The sequence below is a fragment of the Streptomyces sp. NPDC037013 genome, assembly GCF_055607265.1.
This window is the reverse complement of sequence record NZ_JBVJRV010000007.1, coordinates 344,270-360,416: the sequence shown is the minus strand read 5'-3', so window position 1 is coordinate 360,416 and position 16,147 is coordinate 344,270. Positions and strand designations below refer to the sequence as shown.

Below are 16,147 nucleotides of genomic sequence, written 5' to 3'. Positions count from 1 at the left end.
CGCGTGACGCTCAAGGTGACGGTGGGCGAACAGGCCGGCTGGGCCGTGCTGTGCGTCTCCGGCGAGATGGACCTGCTGACCTCGCCCGTGCTGCGCCAGCGCGTGCACGAGGCCGTGGCCGACGGCCGCAGGCGCATCGTCCTCGACCTCTCCGAAGTGCTGTTCTGCGACTCCAGCGGCGTCGGCGTGCTGATCGCCACGCGGCGGCTGATCCGCTCCTTCCAGGGCCATCTGCGGCTGATACTGCCCGCGCAGGGTGCCGAGGACGGCTCCCACGTCAACCGGGTCCTCGCCGCCCTCGGCGTACGCCGCCTCTTCGAGGTCTTCCCCGACGTGCCGGCCGCACTCGACGACGGCGCGACCCCGCTCTCCGCCTAGGACACGTCCGCTCCCCGGGCCCGGTCAGGCGTCCTGCCGGAAGAGGCAGAACGGGTGGCCGTGCGGGTCGCGCAGGACCCGTACGTCCTTCTGCGGCTGGTGCTCCTCGACCGTCGCGCCCAGGGCGCGGGCCCGCTCGGTCTCCGCGTCCAGGTCGTCGACCGCCAGATCCAGGTGCGCCTGCATCTGCTGGGTGCCGGGGCCCTGGGGCCAGACCGGGGGCGTGTGGTCGCTCTCCAGCTGGAAGCTGAGGCAGGGGCGCTCCTCGCCCGCCGGCCGCAGGCGGACCCACTCCGGCTCCCGCTCGGCCTCCTGCCAGCCCAGCAGGGCGCGGTAGAAGTCGGCCAGGGCGGGCGGGTCGGGCGTGCCGAGCACATAGCCACCGAGTGTCGCAGTCATGCCACTCCCTTGCCCGCGAACCCGGCCCGCACGCCTGCGCGCGCCGATCATGTCGTCGTACGCGGATGACGTCAGAGACTCACGAGACGTGCCGTTTGGCCGCCGTCACAAAGGAGTTGATGGCATCGCGCGAGACGCGGCGCCGCTCGGCGAGCGCGTCCCTGTCCTCGGCCCGGTGCACGTCGGCCACCTGGTCGAGGGTCTCCCACGCCAGCCGGACCAGCTCGTCGTCGCTGGTCAGCAACTGCACCCGGAACAGCGCCTCCTGCGCCTCCGACCGCATCTCGTACGACCGGAAACGGGTCTCCTCGCTCTCCTCGTGGCGCCGCTCGGCCCTGTTGAACCAGCGGTCGACCAGCAGCCGCCGGTAGTTGACCAGCGCCCCCGCGTACGCGCAGTACGCGTCGATCCGTTCCTGGCGCAGCCGCTCGCCGCGCGTGAACCGCTCCGTCCGCTCGATCGCCCTCCGCTGGAAGGAGTGGGTGAGCCCCGCTCCCAGAAGAGTCCCAAGTACCGCTATGACACTCGCCGCAACCGCTTCCACGCCCGACAGTGCAGCACATCACACCCGTGCCACACCCTTGTCCCGGAATCTCGGCGGTCCTGACACAACCATCTCTTTCCCGCCTGCGGGTACCCGTCAGGACGTACGCTCGCTGCCGGGGAGACCCACCCCACGAGCAACCACCCAACCGCGGAAGTGAGGCGGCCCGAAGATCATGGACAGTGCCGAGTACGAGCGTAGGATCGCGGCCCGGTTCGCCACCTTCGACCAGGACGGCAACGGCTACATCTCCCGTGAGGACTTCAGCACGGCGGCGGCCGCGCTGTGCGCCGAGTTCGACGCGCCCGCGCGGTCCGAGCACGGCCAGGCCCTCTACATCGGGGCCGAGGCGTTCTGGCAGGGCATGGCCGGCATCGCGGACCGCGACGGGGACCAGCGGATCACCCGGGACGAGTTCGTGGGCGGCGCCGTGAAGCGGCTGCGGGACAACCCCGGCCGGTTCGCGGAGATCGCCCGCCCGTTCCTGGACGCGGGCCTCACCGTCGCCGGCGCCGACGCGGACGGCGCGGTGACCCCCGAGGCGGCCGGCCGCGCGCTCAAGGCGCTCGGCGTGCCCCAAGACGTCGCGGGCCAGGTGGCCGCCGCCCTGGACGCGGACGGCGACGGCCGGGTCACCGAGCAGGAGGTCGTGACGGCCTTCGCGCAGTACTTCACGGTCCCGGAGTAGGACGGGACGGTCCGCGTCAGGCGGAGAACCGCTCGCGCAGCTTGTACTTGAGGACCTTGCGCAGCGTCTCGTTGCGGGGGAGCGCCTCGACCAGCTCCAGCTGCTCCGGCAGCTTGTAGGTGGCGAGGCCTTCCCCGCGCAGGTACGAGGTGACCTCCCCGAGCGTCAACTCCCCTGCGCCCGCAGCCTGTTCGATGACGGCGCAGACGCGTTCGCCGCGCTCGGGGTCGGGGAGCCCGATGATGGCCGCGTCGCCGACGGCCGGATGCCCGTGGAGGAGATCCTCGATCTCCTTGGCGGAGATGTTCTCGCCCTTGCGGATGATGATGTCCTTGGCCCGGCCGGTGAGGACCAGATGGCCGCTCTCCCGGAGGTGGCCCAGGTCCCCGGTGATGAGGAAGCCGTCGTCGTCGAAGACGCCGGCGCTCTGCGCCGGATCGAGGTAGCCCCGGCAGACGGCCTCCCCGCGCAGCCGCACCTCGCCGTCCGTGCCGGGCGGCAGCTCCTTGCCGTCCGCGCCGGTGATCCGGATCTCCATGCCTTCCGGCGGCAGCCCCTCGGTGGTCGCGAGGTTCTCCGCGGTGTCGTCCGGCGCGCCCATCGTGATCATCGGCACCTCGGTCATGCCGTACCCGTGGGTGAGCTGACATCCCATCTCGCGCACCACCGCGTGGTAGATCTCCGGCGGTTTGGGCGCGCCGCCACCGGCGAGGAGGCGGAGGGTGGGGATGAGCCGTTCGCCCGGCGGCAGTCGCCGCTGCTCGGCGAGGAACATCGAGTAGAAGGCCGTGGAGCCGCCCGCCACCGTCACGCCGTGCCGCCGGTAGCCGTCGAGCGCGGCGGGCAGCGCGAAGTGCTCGAACATGACGGCGGGGAAGCCGTAGAGCAGCAGCATCACGGTGTAGTCGGGGCCCGCGATGTGCGCGAAGGGGAACGCCATCGAGCCGACGTCCGACTCGGTCAGGTGCAGGGCGTGGGCCAGGCACGAGCCGCCCGCGATCAGTGAACGGTCGGTGTGCAGGACGCCCTTGGGGTCGGAGGTGGTGCCCGATGTCCAGTAGATCCAGCGCACCGCTTCCCCGTCGGAGGGCGGCGGTGGCAGGACGGACGGGTCGCCGTCGGGCAGCGAGTCGTACGCCTCGAAGACCCGCGGTCCGGCGCCGGGCATGAGGCGGCGTGCCATCTCCGTGTGGTCGAAGCCGCGCCAGACGCCGGGCACCGCGAAGAACTCCGCCCCCGACTCCCGCAGCACGAAGCCGACTTCACGGTCGCGGTGGAAGGGGATCAGCGGGGACTGGACGGCGCCGATGCGGGCGAGGGCGAAGGAGAGCAGGGCGGTCTCGATGCGGGTGGGCAGCTGCCAGGCGACGACGGTGCCGGGCCGCACGCCCAGGGCGTGGAGGCCGGCGGCGACGCGCTCGGCGCGGTCGCGCAGCCCGCCGAAGGTGAGCGTGCGGTCGTCTGCGGGGTCGGCGGCGGACTGGACGAGCACGGGCCGGTCGGGGGTGAGCGCGGCCCGGCGCGCGATCAGCTCCCAGAGCGTGCGGGAGTCACCCAGTGCGTACGCGGTCTCGTTGCGCGCGGCCCCCATGCGTACCCCTCCCGGACTCACGAACATAACTGACGGATCGTCAGATGGTCCGGTGAGCGTAAGCCCCGGCGCCTTGTCGGTCCAGGGGTGCGGAGCTAGCCTGCCTCCTGACGGAGCGTCAGGTCGCGCGTCGGAACCCTTCCCGAAACCGGACCGCAGGAGCCGCATGGACCTCACGTACACCGAAGAGGAGGAGGCCTTCCGGGCCGGGCTGCGCGACTGGCTCACCGCCGTGCTGCCGAAACTCCCCGCCAAGCCCTCCCCGCGGGACTGGCCCGGACGCCGTGCCTACGACACCGCCTGGCAGCGCATGCTCTACGACGCGGGGTACGGGGAGGTCCACTGGGACGCCTCCCCCACCCAGCGGCTCATCTTCCTGGAGGAGACCGAGAAGGCCGGCGCGCCCTACGTCGGCGCCAACTTCGTCGGCCTGCTGCACGCGGGCCCGACCATCGCCTCCGAAGGCACACCCGCACAGCGCGCGCGGTGGCTGCCGCCCGTGCTCCGCGGCGACGAGGTGTGGTGCCAGGGCTTCAGCGAACCCGACGCGGGCTCCGACCTCGCGTCGCTGCGCACGCGCGCGTGGCGCGACGGCGACCACTACGTGGTCAGCGGCTCCAAGATCTGGACCTCGCACGCCGAGGTCGCCGACTGGTGCGAGCTGCTGGTGCGCACGGCACCGGTCAGCGAGGACGTGCCCAAGCACCGGGGCATCACCTGGCTCGCCATGAAGATGGACACCCCCGGCATCACCGTACGGCCGCTGCGCACGCTCGCCGGGTCCACGGAGTTCGCCGAGATGTTCCTCGACGAGGTGCGGGTGCCCCTCGCCCACCGCGTCGGCGCCGAGAACGACGGCTGGCGCGTGACCATGGTGACCCTCTCCTACGAACGGGGCACCGCCTTCGTCGGCGAGGTGGTGGCCTGCCGGCGCGTCCTCGGCGAGCTGGCCCGCGAGGCCCGCGGGAACGGCCGCTGGGACGATCCGGCGCTGCGCCGCAGGCTGGGCAGGCTGAGCGCCGAGTTCGCCGCGCTGTGGCGGCTCACCCAGTGGAACGTGAGCGAGGCCCAGCGCACCGGCGGCGTCCCCGGCGTGGGCGGCTCGGTCTTCAAGCTGCGGTACTCGCACGCCCGCCAGGAGCTGTACGACGCCGCCGCCGAGGTGCTCGGCGCCGGCGCGCTCGACCTCGACCAGGACTGGGTCCTGGACCGCCTCTCCTCCCTCTCGTACACGATCGCCGCCGGCACCTCGCAGATCCAGCGGAACATCGTGGCCGAGCGGATCCTCGGCCTCCCGAAGGGCCGGTGAGGACCCCATGGACTTCCAACTGACCGGAGAACAGGTGGCCTTGCGGGACGGCATGCGGCAGCTCCTGGCCGGCCGCTTCACTCTCCGTGACGCCACGGACCGTATCGACCGCGCGCTCTGGCACGAACTGGGCGAGGCCGGCTTCTTCTCGCTGGCGCTGCCCGAGACGGAGGGCGGCGTCGGACTCGGCCTCCCGGAGGCCGTGTTGGTCTTCGAGGAGGCGGGCCGCGCGCTGCTCCCTGGCCCGCTGGTGGCGTCCTTCCTGGCGGCGGGCGTCGTGCCCGGCGCCGCGTCGGGGGACGTCGTGGTGACCGCCGTCGACGGCCCCCTCGTGCCGTGGCTCGACGGCGCGGACGTGGTGCAGGGCGACACGACGGGCGCCGTGCCGCTGCGCTCCGTCGATCCGCTCACCCCGCTGCACCGGGTCCCCGACGCCGGGGGCCTCCCCCGAAGCGCGCTGCTCTACGCGGCCGAACAGCTCGGCAGCGCCGCCCGCACCTGCGACATGGCCGTCCAACACGCCCGGCGGCGCGAACAGTTCGGCCGGCCGATCGGCGCCTTCCAGGCGGTGCAGCACCTCTGCGCCGAGATGCTGGTCCGGGCCGAGCTGGCCCGCGCCGCGGTCTACGCGGCGGCCGTGACCGGGGACCCGCTGGACGCCTGCGCCGCCAAGGTGCTGGCCGACGACGCGGCCGTGCGCAATGCGCGGGACTGCCTCCAGGTGCACGGCGGCATGGGGTTCACCTGGGAGGCAGACGTCCATCTGCACCTCAAGCGGGCCTGGGTGCGGGCCGAACTGGGCCGGACGGCACGGGACGCGGAGGAGGAACTCGCAGCGGCGCTCTGAGGGGGCCGAGGGGGCTCCGGGAACCCGGCGGGTGAGGCAGTGGTCTGTCCGATATAGTGCGCTTTATCCGCTGTTTCGTCGATCGGGCCCGTCCACGCGGACGCTTACTGAGCGTCGATATCGGGTTGTGTCCTACGCGTGACTCGTCACGGCATGGAGTCGGCGCCCGGCTCTAGTACCTTGTGTGGGATGCGAGTGGTTCTGAGGCCGGGCCATGCCGGTGTTGCCCGTGAGGCGGCGCCGGGTCCGGCGATGCGCGCCGCTCGCAGCGCAGGGCGGGGTTTCGCCCCCGCCTGTTCGACCCCCTGCGGTGCGCGTCGCACAGTATGCAGCACGCGTACTCCTTCGCGCTGGAATATGCCCGAAGCGCTTGTTGGGGTGACTGAACGTCAATCATGCTGTCTCCCAAGGGAATCACGTTCCGTGACCCTGTGGAGTCGCGAGGCGATGTGTCCGCCGGTTCGGATGGTGTGAGCGGTGCAGGTGCTTCAAGTTCAGCTGGAGGTCGGGGCTGATCCCGCCGAGGTGGGACGGGCCCGGCGATGGGCCCGTTCGAGGCTCGCGGGATCGGGCATAGAGGCCGACGAGCCGGTCGCCGAGACGCTGATCCTGTTGATCTCGGAGCTCGTGACCAACGCCGTCGTGCACACGGGCTGCCCGGCCGTGCTGCGCATGCTGTTCCCCGGCGTCCCCACCGAGGTGCCGGGGACGGTCCGGGTCGAGGTCGCCGACCGCAGCGCCCGCCCGCCCGCGCAGCGGCATGCCGACGGCGACGACACCAACGGCCGGGGCCTTGAGCTCGTCGACGGCCTCGCCGACCGCTGGGGCTGGCAGCCCGAGGGCGCCGGCAAGAGCATCTGGTGCGAGGTCGACCGGTGCGACGGCGGCGTCGAGGCGGTGACCTTCGAGGGGACCACCCACGACGGCGCGGCCTACGAGGCGGCGGCCTGCGACGGCCCGGTCTTCGGGGGCCCGGCCTTCAGCGGTCCGGTCTTCGGTGGTCCGGTCTTCGAGGTGACGCCGCGGGGCATGACGGCCTGCGACGGGGCTGCTTATGGAGCGGCGCTCTACGGCAGGACGGCCCACCTGGACGCCGACGTCGCCTACGAGGCGGTCTGACCGGGGCTGCCCGGACGGTACGACCGGGACCGCCCGGACCGAGCCATCGGTCCCCGGGTGGGTGTTGACGTACCGTGTCCGATTGATCACGCTTGTGTGCAGCGATTCGCCGCGAGGGGACGTCGAGGGCGCTCCATCCCGTACTCGGTGACGGAGGTCCTCGGCGAGGTGTGGGTCGCGCGTCCGGCGCCGGTCCCGTCGTGGCCGCACGGCGGCAGGGCCGGGCGTCGGAGCCGGATGGCGGCGTGCGCGGCGGCGCGCTCGGGGCGCAGGCCGCCGCGTCGCCGTCCGGGAGCGGTCACAGGACGGCGACCGGGGCCACCGGGGTGCCCGTGCCGCCGACGAATGGCTCCGGCATCGCGGAGAGCAGGAAGCCGTACCGGGAAAGTTCTGCACAGGCTGTGGACAAGTTCTCCAGATTCCAGTTCTGGCCCTGGAGCATGCCCATCTCGACGAGGTCGAGCGCGTGCACGGGCAGCCACAGGTCCTCGATCTCCGGCGGGAAGATCTCGAAGGTGAGGGTGTCGTTGGCGACGGCCGCCACGTCCCGCGCGTGGAACCACTCGGGCGTGCGCAGCGAGAGCCCGGGCGACGGGTGGGCGTACGCGTGCTTGTCGCCCGCGAGGTAGACCTGCACCTGTCCCGTGCGTACGAGGACGATGTCGCCGGCCCGGACGGTGACACCGCCGAACTCCGCCGCCTCGTCGAGGTCTTCGGGCGTGACGGCGTGGTCGCCGGGCAGCCGGTCGAGGCCCTTGGCGCGGGCCACGTCGAGGAGCACGCCGCGCGAGACGACGTGGCGCGCCTTGTCGATGCCGCTGAACCGCGCCCCGGAGTGAGCCGTGATGGTGGTCGCGGGGCGGCCGTTGTAGATCTTCCCCGAGTGGGAGGCGTGCGTGAGGGCGTCCCAGTGGGTGGCCGTCTGCAGGCCCATCGTCACCGCGTCGTCGCTGGTGGCGACCGTGCCGGGGCCGAAGAGCTCCTGGTTGATCTGCACCATGGCGTGCAGCGGGTTCACCCGCCCGGGGATCATGCCGGTCTGGACGCCGTCCTCCTTGAGCGGCAGCGCGAGCGGGACGCGGCGCCCGGTGCGGACCTCGGCGGTGGCCGCGCGGACCACCTCGTCGGTGACGAGGTTGAGGGTGCCGATCTCGTCCTGCTCGCCCCAACGCCCCCAGTTGTTCACGCGTTTGGCGATGTCGTGGAACTCCTCCGGCAGTGACATGGGTCCTCCGCGGGGCTTGTCTTCGGGTATCCGACGGGTCATAGAATCTAACGGTCCGTCAGAAACCGCGGGAAGGGGCCGGGCGTGGGGAACTTCTTGGCAGGCAAGGTGGTGGCCGTGACCGGCGCCGGGCGCGGCATCGGCAGGGCCGTCGCGCTCGCCGCGGCGGCCGAGGGGGCGAAGGTCGTCGTCAACGACTACGGCGTCTCCATGGCGGGCGGCGAACCCACCAGCGAGGTGGCCGACGCCGTGGTCAAGGAGATCCGGGCGGCGGGCGGCGATGCCGTCGCCGTCGCCGACGACATCTCCACCATGGCGGGCGGGCAGCGCGTCGTCGACGTCGCGCTCGCCGAGTACGGGCGCGTCGACGGAGTGGTGTGCGTCGCCGGGATCCTGCGGGAGCGGATGCTGTTCAACATGTCCGAGGAGGAGTGGGACCCGGTGGTCGCCACGCACCTGAAGGGCACGTTCACCGTGTTCCGGGCCGCGTCGGCGGTGATGCGGAAGCAGGGCTCGGGCACCCTCATCGGCTTCACCAGCGGCAACCACCAGGGCTCCGTCGCCCAGGCCAACTACAGCGCGGCGAAGGGCGGGATCATCTCGCTGGTGCGGAGCGCGGCGCTCGGCCTGAACAAGTACGGGGTGACCGCCAACGCGGTGGCCCCCGTCGCCCGGACGCGGATGTCCGCCAACGTACCGATGGAGCTGAAGGAGATCGGGGAGCCGGAGGACGTCGCCGCGCTCGTGGTCTACCTGCTGAGCGAACGCGCCCGCGAGGAGAGGATCACCGGCCAGGTCTACACGATCGCCGGCCCCAAGATCGCCGTATGGGCGCAGCCGCGTGAACTGCGCGCCGGGTACGCCGACGGGGCCTGGACCCCCGAGAAGATCGCGGACTTCCTGCCCGGGACGGTGGGCACCGATCCGATGCCGATGCTGGCGCAGCTGGAGGCCATGGCGAAGGCGGCGGCCGGCAAAGACCGGCCGAACGCGTAGGCGGGCGGGGCGGAGCGGGGCGGGGGAGGGACGGTGGACTTCGGCTTCGGAACCGAGGACGAGGAGTTCCGCGCCGAGGCGCGGGGATGGCTCACGGAGCACCTCACCGGCGAGTTCGCGACGGCGGCGAGGCGGGGCGGGCCGGGGAGCGAGCACGAGGGGGGTGCGGTTCGGCGGGCGTGGGAGCGGGAGTTGGGGCGGGGTGAGTGGATCGGGTTGGGGTGGGGGGTGGGGGTGGATGGATCGGGTTCGGGTTCGGGCTGTGTGCCGGGGGCGGGGGTGTACGGGAATCGGGTCGCCACGTTGACCCAGCAGGTCGTCTGGGCCGAGGAGTACGCGCGGGCGAAGGCGCCGGGGCGGTACGGGCACATCGGGGAGAACCTGCTCGCGCCGACCCTCCTCGCGTACGGCAGCCAGGAGCAGCGGGACGAGTTCCTGCCGCCGATCGCCCGGGGCGAGGCCCTGTGGTGCCAGGGGTACAGCGAGCCGGGGGCCGGCTCCGACCTCGCGGGGGTGCGGACGCGGGCGGAACGGGACGGGGCGGAATTCCGGGTCACCGGGCAGAAGATCTGGACCTCGCTGGCGCGGGAGGCGGACTGGTGCTTCGTGCTGGCGCGTACGGGGGGCAGTGCGGGGCGGGGGCACGAGGGGCTGTCGCTGTTGCTGGTGCCGATGGATCAGCCGGGGGCCATCGAGGTGCGGCCCATCCGGCAGCTGACCGGCACCAGTGAGTTCAACGAGGTCTTCTTCGACGGGGCACGCGCGCGTGCGGAGCATGTGGTCGGTGGCGTCGGGGCGGGGTGGCGGGTCGCCATGGGGCTGCTCGGCTTCGAACGGGGCGTCTCCACGCTGGTCCAGCAGATCGGCTTCGCGGAGGAGCTGGCGGAGGTGGTGCGGGAGGCCGTCGCGTCCGGGGCGGTCGGGGACCCCGTGGTGCGGGAGCGGCTGGTGCGGCAGTGGGCGGAGCTGCGGGTCATGCGGTGGAACGCGTTGCGGACGCTGGGAGGTTCGGGGGCCGGGGGTGGAGGGTGTGGAGTCGGTGGCGGGGGCGGGGCGCCCAGTGTGGCCAAGCTGCTGTGGGGGCGGTGGCATCAGCGGCTCGGGGAGCTGGCGATGACGGTACGGGGGGCGGCAGCCGCCGTGGGCCCCGCCGACTGGGACGCCGCCGTCCCGTACGAACTCGACGCCCTGCAGCGGCTCTTCCTCTTCAGCCGCGCGGACACCATCTACGGCGGCTCGGACGAGGTACAGCGGAACATCATCGCCGAGCGGGTGCTCGGTCTGCCGAGAGAGGCCAGAGGGCCTCGGTGAGGGGTGCGGGATGAGGGGCGTTGTCTTCGACGGGACGCGGGCCGAGGTGGTCGACGACCTGGAGATACGGGAACCCGGGCCCGGCGAGGTGCTGGTCGCGGTGGCCGCCGCGGGGCTGTGTCACAGCGACCTCTCGGTGATCGACGGGACGATTCCGTTTCCGCCGCCCGTGGTGCTGGGGCACGAGGGGGCCGGGGTCGTCGAGGCGGTCGGCGCGGGGGTCACGCATGTGGCGCCGGGGGACCATGTGGCGCTGTCCACGATCGCCAGCTGTGGGGCGTGCGCCGACTGCAACCGGGGGCGGCCGACGATGTGCCGGAAGGCGATCGGGGCGCCGGACCAGCCGTTCTCGCGGGGCGGGAAGCCGGTGTACCAGTTCGCGGCGAACTCCGCCTTCGCGGAACGCACGATCGTGAAGGCGGTGCAGGCCGTACGGATCGCGGACGACATTCCGCTCACGTCGGCGGCGCTGATCGGGTGCGCGGTCGTGACGGGGGTGGGCGCCGTGCTGAACCGGGCCGCGGTCGGGCTCGGGGACACGGTGGTGGTGATCGGTACGGGTGGGATCGGGCTCAACGTGTTGCAGGGGGCGCGGATCGCGGGGGCGCGGACGATCGTGGCGGTCGACGCGAACCCGGAGAAGGAGGCGGTGGCGCGGCGGTTCGGGGCGACGCACTTCTTCCGGTCGACGGAGGGGGTGCGGGGGGTGCTGCCCCAGGGGGCCGACCACGCCTTCGAGTGCGTGGGGCGGGTCGAGCTGGTGCGGGAGGCGGTGGACCTGCTGGACCGGCACGGGCAGGCGGTGCTGCTCGGGATGCCGGGGGCGACGGCGGAGGCGTCGTTCGTGGTCGCGTCGATGTTCCTGGACAAGTCGATCCTGGGATGCCGGTACGGGAGTTCGCAGCCACAGCGGGACTTCGCGCTGTACGCGGAGCTGTACCGGGGCGGGCGCCTGCTCCTGGACGAACTGGTGACGGCCACGTACCCGGTGGAGGACTTCGCCAAGGCGACGGAAGACGCGGCGACGGGCCGGGTGGCACGGGCGGTGCTGAGGTTCTGACGGGTGGGGTTGGGCTGAGGTCTGCGCCTTGGGTTCGGTTGTGGGTGCGGGGCCGCGGGGGTATGTACGTACTCGCTATCCCTGCGCCACGCTGCACGAACAAAGACGCTAGCGTCTGCTCGGTGCTCCGTGCGCACATACCCCCACGTCCCCTCCCGTCTCGCACGCGAGTGCGAGACGGTGGGGCGTAGCTGCCGCCGGGTTACCGTCCCTACCCCAACCCTGCGTCGCGGGGTAAACGGGTGGGTGGGTGGGAGATATCCGCCGCGGAGCGGCGGGACTGTTCGTGCCCGCAGAGGGGGGCCGGGACCCGCCCGCCCCCCAGCCCCCCCCCGAGCCCCGGGTAAGTCCAGCCCCCCCCGCCCCCCGAGCCCCGGGTAATTGGCGCGACGTTGTCCCCGGGGACGAATAGCTTCGGGCGATGAGTTACCGCCAAGTCCTCTCCGCCGAAGTCGCCCGCTGGGCCACCGTGGCCGTCGCCGCGCGGCTCCCCGTCGCGGCCGCCCCCCTCGCCCTCGTCTTCCTCGTCCGGGAGCGCCCCGGCGGCTACGCCCTGGGTGCCGCGCTCGCCGCCGCGTACGTCGTGGGCGAGATAGCCGGCGCCCCCCTGCTCGGGATGCGGATGCGGGCCGAGCGGGCGCGGCCGCACCTGGCCGCGGGGCTCGCCGTGGGCGCTCTCGCCTTCGCGGGCCTCGGCGCGCTGCCGGACGCCCACCCCGTGGCGCTCGGCGCCCTCGCCTTCCTCGCGGGTGCCGCGCCGGCCGCCGCCCCGGGCGGGCTGCGCGCGCTGCTGACCGCGGTCGTGCCGGACAAGGCCGTCGCCCAGGCACTCGCCGTCGAGTCGATGCTGACGTTCGTCATCTGGGCGGTCGCCCCCGCCGCCGTGACGGGGCTCGCCCTTGGCGTGTCCGCGGGGCTGCCGCTGCTGCTCGCGGGCCTGTTGATGGCATCGTCCGTGGCCGCGCTCTGGATGCTGCCCGCGGGCTGGCGGTCGGACGCGGACGACCGCGGCGGGGAGTCCATGGCGCGGATCCTCGTGCGGGCCTGGCCCATCTTCGTGACGGGCGCGGCCAGCCTGTCGATGCTCGCCCTCGCCGAACTGGTGCTGCCCGCGCTGCTGGAACAGCGCGGCATCGGCGTCGGCTGGGCGGGCCCGCTGCTCGCGGGGCTCGCGACGGGGTCCGCCGTGGGGTCGTTCGTCTACGGGCTGCGCCGCTGGCCGGGGCGGCTGCGGACGCAGAGCATGGTGCTGATGGCAGGCGTCTCGGCGTGCCTGGTCCTCGTCGCCGTGGCGCCCGGTCTCGGCTGGCTCTTCGCCGCGCTGGGCGTCGCCGGCGTGCTGCAGGCGGGGGCCATGCTCACCCGGAACCTCTCGCTGCGCGAGGTGCTGCCGCCCAGCGCCCTCGCCGCGGGCTATTCGGTGATGTACGCGTCGGTGAGCGCCGGTTACGCGGCGAGCGGGTCGCTCGCCGGCGGGCTGCTGAGCGTGGTGTCGCCGGCCACGGCCATGCTGGTGGGGGTGGGTCTCGGCGTGGTGCTGACCGTGGTCGGGGCGTTGGGTGAGGTGCGGCCCGCGGCGGAGCCGTCAGCCGGTGATGACGTCCCGGAACGTACGCCGGTAGGTGGTGGGGGTGACCCCGAGGGCGGCCTGTAGGTGCTGCCGCATCGACTGGGCCGTGCCGAAGCCCGCCTCGCGGGCCACCTGGTCGACGGAGAGGCCGGTCGACTCCAGGAGGTGCCGGGCCCGTTCCACGCGCTGCTGCGTCAGCCACTGGCCGGGGCTGACGCCCACTTCTTCCCGGAACCGCCGGGTGAAGGTGCGGACGGACATCGCTTCCTGCGCGGCCATGTCGCGCAGTTGCAGCGGCTGGTCGAGCCGGCCGAGCGCCCACGCCCGCGCCGTGCGCGTCGTGGCCAACTGCGGTTCGGGCACAGGGCGTTGGATGTACTGCGCCTGGCCGCCGTCGCGGTGCGGCGGTACGACGGTGCGGCGGGCCACCTCGTTGGCGACGCCGGTGCCGTGGTCCCGGCGTACGACATGGAGGCACAGGTCGATCCCGGCGGCCACCCCCGCCGACGTCAGGACGTCGCCGTCGTCGATGAACAGCACGTCCGCGTCCACCTCGACCCGCGGGAAGAGCTCCTGGAAGTGCTCGGCCGACGACCAGTGCGTGGTCGCGGGCCGGCCGTCGAGGTGGCCCGCGGCGGCCAGGACGTAACCGCCCGTGCAGATGGCGACCAGCCGTGTGCCGGGCCTGATGTGGGCGAGGGCGGCGGCCAGTTCGGGGGTGAGGCGGCCCTCCTCGTACACCGGGCCGAGTTCGTACGACGCCGGGATCACGACCGTGTCCGCGGCAGCCAGCGCCTCGGGGCCGTGCTCGACGAGGATCGCGAAGTCGGCGTCGGTGCGGACCGGGCCCGGTGGGCGGATCGAGCAGGTCACGACCTCGTAGAGGTGGCGTTGCTCGGGGGTGCGTGCCCCGTTGAAGATGCGCTGCGGGATGCCCAGTTCGAAGGGGATCACGCCGTCAAGGGCGAGGACGACGACGCGGTGGGCGGGCGCGGGTCCGCCGGTGGCGGGGGCGGCGGTGTGGGCCATGGCCCGATCCTAGCGAATGCTGTCCCTCGGGCCACTCGTTCGGGATGCAACGGTTGCCGATGCTGTGTGACGTGACCCAGACAACCGAGACGGCCGCGCGGAGCTCCGCCCCGCCGAACGCGCCCAGGCTTCGTACTCCCCGTATCCACCGCGCGTGGTTCGTCGCCGCCGTCACCTTCGTGACGATCATCGGCGCCGCCGCGTTCCGCTCGCTGCCCGGTCTGCTCTTCGACCCGCTGAAGGAGGATTTCGGCTGGTCGCGCGGGACCGTGGGACTCGCGGTCTCCGTCAACCTCGCCCTGTACGGACTGACCGCGCCCTTCGCCGCCGCGCTCATGGACCGGTTCGGCATCCGCAAGGTCGTCGCGGTCGCGCTGACCGTGATCGCCTGCGGGTCCGGACTGACGGTGTGGATGAACTCCGCCTGGCAGCTGCTGCTGTGCTGGGGGCTGCTCGTCGGGCTCGGCTCCGGTTCGATGGCGCTCGCCTTCGCCGCCACCGTCACCAACCGGTGGTTCACCGAGCGGCGCGGCCTCGTCAGCGGAATCCTCACCGCGGCCTCCGCCTCCGGCCAGCTGATCTTCCTGCCGGTCCTCTCCTGGATCGTCGAGACGTACGAGTGGCGGCCCGCCGCCGTCACCGTCGCGCTCACCGCCCTCGCGGTCGTCCCCTTCGTCTGGCTGCTGCTGCGGGACCACCCGGCCGACGTCGGCCTGAAGCCCTACGGATCCGAGGAGTTCGTCCCGAAGCCGCCGCCCGTGCCGGGCGCGGCACGGCGCGCGGTCACGGCCCTCTTCAAGGCCGCCCGCACCGGGCCCTTCTGGCTGCTCGCGGGCAGCTTCGCGATCTGCGGGGCCTCGACGAACGGGCTCATCCAGACCCACTTCGTGCCCGCCGCGCACGACCACGGCATGGGGGTCAGGGCCGCCGCCTCCCTGCTCGCCGTCATCGGGATCTTCGACATCGTCGGGACCGTCGCGTCCGGCTGGTTCACGGACCGCTTCGACTCGCGGCGGCTGCTCGCCGTGTACTACGCGCTGCGCGGTGTCTCGCTGCTCTTCCTGCCGATGCTGCTCGCACCGGACGTCCGCCCGCCGATGATCTTCTTCATCGTCTTCTACGGCCTGGACTGGGTGGCCACCGTCCCGCCGACCCTGGCCCTCTGCCGGGAGCAGTACGGCGACGACAGCGCCATCGTCTTCGGCTGGGTCCTGGCCTCGCACCAGCTGGGCGCCGCCCTGGTCGCGTTCCTGGGCGGTGTGGCACGGGACGCCTTCGGCTCGTACAACGTGGTCTGGTACGGCTCGGGGGCGCTGTGCGCGGCGGCCGCGCTGATGGTGCTGGTGATCAGGCGGCAGACCCCGGGGCGGGCGGCGGCCGCGGTCGCCGTGTGAGGCGCGCGCGGCGGGTGGGGCGGGGCCGGGTGGTCGTCCGGGCTCGGATGCGCGCGGCTCAGGGGGTGAAGCCGCCGAACCGGCCCCGGTGGAAGAGCAGCGGGGCCGGGTCGGCGTCCGACGTGCCGAGGGCGTCCACCCGGCCCACCACGATGAGGTGGTCGCCGCCGGTGTGCACGGCCTGCACCGTGCAGTCGATCCAGGCGGGGGCGCCGGCCAGCCGCGGGGAGCCGGAGACGGGCGCCGCGTCGAAGGCGACCCCCGCGAACTTGTCGGCGCCGCTCACCGCGAACGCGCGGCAGAGCTCGCCCTGGGCGGCACCGAGGACGTTGACGCAGAAGGCGCCCGCGCGCGCGATGCGCGGCCACGTCGTCGACGTACGCGCCACCATGAAGGAGACGAGGGGCGGGTCGAGGGAGAGCGAGGAGAACGACTGGCAGGCGAAGCCCGCCGGACCGGTGCCGTCCTCGGTGGGCGGTGCCGTGATCACGGTGACGCCCGTCGCGAAGTGCCCGAGCACCCGCCGGAACTCGTTCCGGTCGAGCGGCGCCCGCTCGTCCTCGCCGACCGCGCGCAGCCGGGGTCGCGGCAGCGCCTCGACGGGAGCCGTGGTGGTGCTGGCTCCGACCGACCTGAGGTATCGAACGGCCGTGGCCGCCATCCCTGCGTGTCCCATCACCGTTCCAT

General features: G+C 73.1%; 15 protein-coding genes and 1 pseudogene. 10 read left to right on the top strand and 6 right to left on the bottom strand.

The window, feature by feature from the left end; all coding sequences use genetic code 11:
• Window positions 1–3 precede the first annotated feature (3 nt).
• Window positions 4–378, top strand: a complete 375-nt coding sequence (locus ACZ7DY_RS27025; protein ID WP_471139332.1) for an STAS domain-containing protein — start codon at window positions 4–6, stop codon at window positions 376–378.
• A 24-nt stretch (window positions 379–402) separates the two neighbouring features.
• Here the strand turns inward: ACZ7DY_RS27025 and ACZ7DY_RS27020 are convergent, their stop codons facing one another.
• Both ACZ7DY_RS27020 and ACZ7DY_RS27015 read right to left on the bottom strand, forming a co-directional pair.
• Entirely contained in the window at window positions 403–777 is a 375-nt protein-coding gene (locus ACZ7DY_RS27020; RefSeq protein ID WP_471139329.1) for a VOC family protein, read from the bottom strand.
• A gap of 79 nt (window positions 778–856) precedes the next feature.
• Complete coding sequence (locus ACZ7DY_RS27015) at window positions 857–1,321, bottom strand: hypothetical protein (protein ID WP_471139326.1); 465 nt, start codon at window positions 1,319–1,321, stop codon at window positions 857–859.
• A gap of 175 nt (window positions 1,322–1,496) precedes the next feature.
• Here ACZ7DY_RS27015 and ACZ7DY_RS27010 point away from each other — a divergent pair, with 175 nt between their 5' ends.
• Window positions 1,497–2,009, top strand: coding sequence for an EF-hand domain-containing protein (locus tag ACZ7DY_RS27010; protein WP_471139324.1), 513 nt, complete (start codon window positions 1,497–1,499; stop codon window positions 2,007–2,009).
• A gap of 16 nt (window positions 2,010–2,025) precedes the next feature.
• Here ACZ7DY_RS27010 and ACZ7DY_RS27005 read toward each other — a convergent pair whose 3' ends face one another.
• Window positions 2,026–3,600, bottom strand: coding sequence for a class I adenylate-forming enzyme family protein (locus tag ACZ7DY_RS27005; protein WP_471139321.1), 1,575 nt, complete (start codon window positions 3,598–3,600; stop codon window positions 2,026–2,028).
• A gap of 166 nt (window positions 3,601–3,766) precedes the next feature.
• Between ACZ7DY_RS27005 and ACZ7DY_RS27000 the strand changes: the two genes are divergently transcribed.
• The 3 genes and pseudogenes from ACZ7DY_RS27000 to ACZ7DY_RS26990 all read left to right on the top strand — a co-directional run.
• Complete coding sequence (locus ACZ7DY_RS27000) at window positions 3,767–4,909, top strand: acyl-CoA dehydrogenase family protein (RefSeq protein ID WP_471139320.1); 1,143 nt, start codon at window positions 3,767–3,769, stop codon at window positions 4,907–4,909.
• 7 nt (window positions 4,910–4,916) lie between these two features.
• Complete coding sequence (locus ACZ7DY_RS26995) at window positions 4,917–5,756, top strand: acyl-CoA dehydrogenase family protein (protein WP_471139317.1); 840 nt, start codon at window positions 4,917–4,919, stop codon at window positions 5,754–5,756.
• Window positions 5,757–6,233: 477 nt separating this feature from the next.
• Window positions 6,234–6,632: pseudogene (locus ACZ7DY_RS26990) on the top strand (ATP-binding protein); the annotation flags it as partial.
• A 541-nt stretch (window positions 6,633–7,173) separates the two neighbouring features.
• Here ACZ7DY_RS26990 and ACZ7DY_RS26985 read toward each other — a convergent pair.
• Window positions 7,174–8,100 (bottom strand): cyclase family protein, encoded by a 927-nt coding sequence (locus ACZ7DY_RS26985; protein ID WP_471139314.1) that lies wholly within the window; start codon window positions 8,098–8,100, stop codon window positions 7,174–7,176.
• An 84-nt stretch (window positions 8,101–8,184) separates the two neighbouring features.
• Between ACZ7DY_RS26985 and ACZ7DY_RS26980 the strand changes: the two genes are divergently transcribed.
• The 4 genes from ACZ7DY_RS26980 to ACZ7DY_RS26965 all read left to right on the top strand — a co-directional run bounded on the left by ACZ7DY_RS26980 (window position 8,185) and on the right by ACZ7DY_RS26965 (window position 13,121).
• Window positions 8,185–9,096: an SDR family NAD(P)-dependent oxidoreductase gene (locus ACZ7DY_RS26980; RefSeq protein ID WP_471139312.1), complete on the top strand. Its 912-nt coding sequence runs from the start codon at window positions 8,185–8,187 to the stop codon at window positions 9,094–9,096.
• A gap of 33 nt (window positions 9,097–9,129) precedes the next feature.
• Entirely contained in the window at window positions 9,130–10,407 is a 1,278-nt protein-coding gene (locus ACZ7DY_RS26975) for an acyl-CoA dehydrogenase family protein (RefSeq protein ID WP_471139309.1), read from the top strand.
• A gap of 10 nt (window positions 10,408–10,417) precedes the next feature.
• Entirely contained in the window at window positions 10,418–11,467 is a 1,050-nt protein-coding gene (locus ACZ7DY_RS26970) for a Zn-dependent alcohol dehydrogenase (protein ID WP_471139308.1), read from the top strand.
• Between the two features lie 421 nt (window positions 11,468–11,888).
• Window positions 11,889–13,121: an MFS transporter gene (locus ACZ7DY_RS26965; protein ID WP_471139306.1), complete on the top strand. Its 1,233-nt coding sequence runs from the start codon at window positions 11,889–11,891 to the stop codon at window positions 13,119–13,121.
• Here ACZ7DY_RS26965 and ACZ7DY_RS26960 read toward each other — a convergent pair.
• Window positions 13,053–14,066 carry a GlxA family transcriptional regulator gene (locus ACZ7DY_RS26960; RefSeq protein ID WP_471139303.1) on the bottom strand — a complete coding sequence of 338 codons (1,014 nt, stop codon included), beginning with the start codon at window positions 14,064–14,066 and terminating at the stop codon, window positions 13,053–13,055. The two genes, ACZ7DY_RS26965 and ACZ7DY_RS26960, sit on opposite strands and share 69 nt — an antisense overlap.
• A gap of 59 nt (window positions 14,067–14,125) precedes the next feature.
• On the opposite strand from ACZ7DY_RS26960, the gene ACZ7DY_RS26955 reads away from it, so the two are divergent.
• The gene (locus ACZ7DY_RS26955; RefSeq protein WP_471139300.1) at window positions 14,126–15,460 is read left to right on the top strand and encodes an MFS transporter; all 1,335 of its coding nucleotides are present in this window, start codon (window positions 14,126–14,128) and stop codon (window positions 15,458–15,460) included.
• Between the two features lie 58 nt (window positions 15,461–15,518).
• Here ACZ7DY_RS26955 and ACZ7DY_RS26950 read toward each other — a convergent pair whose 3' ends face one another.
• Window positions 15,519–16,136 (bottom strand): flavin reductase family protein, encoded by a 618-nt coding sequence (locus ACZ7DY_RS26950; protein WP_471139298.1) that lies wholly within the window; start codon window positions 16,134–16,136, stop codon window positions 15,519–15,521.
• Window positions 16,137–16,147: the final 11 nt, after the last annotated feature.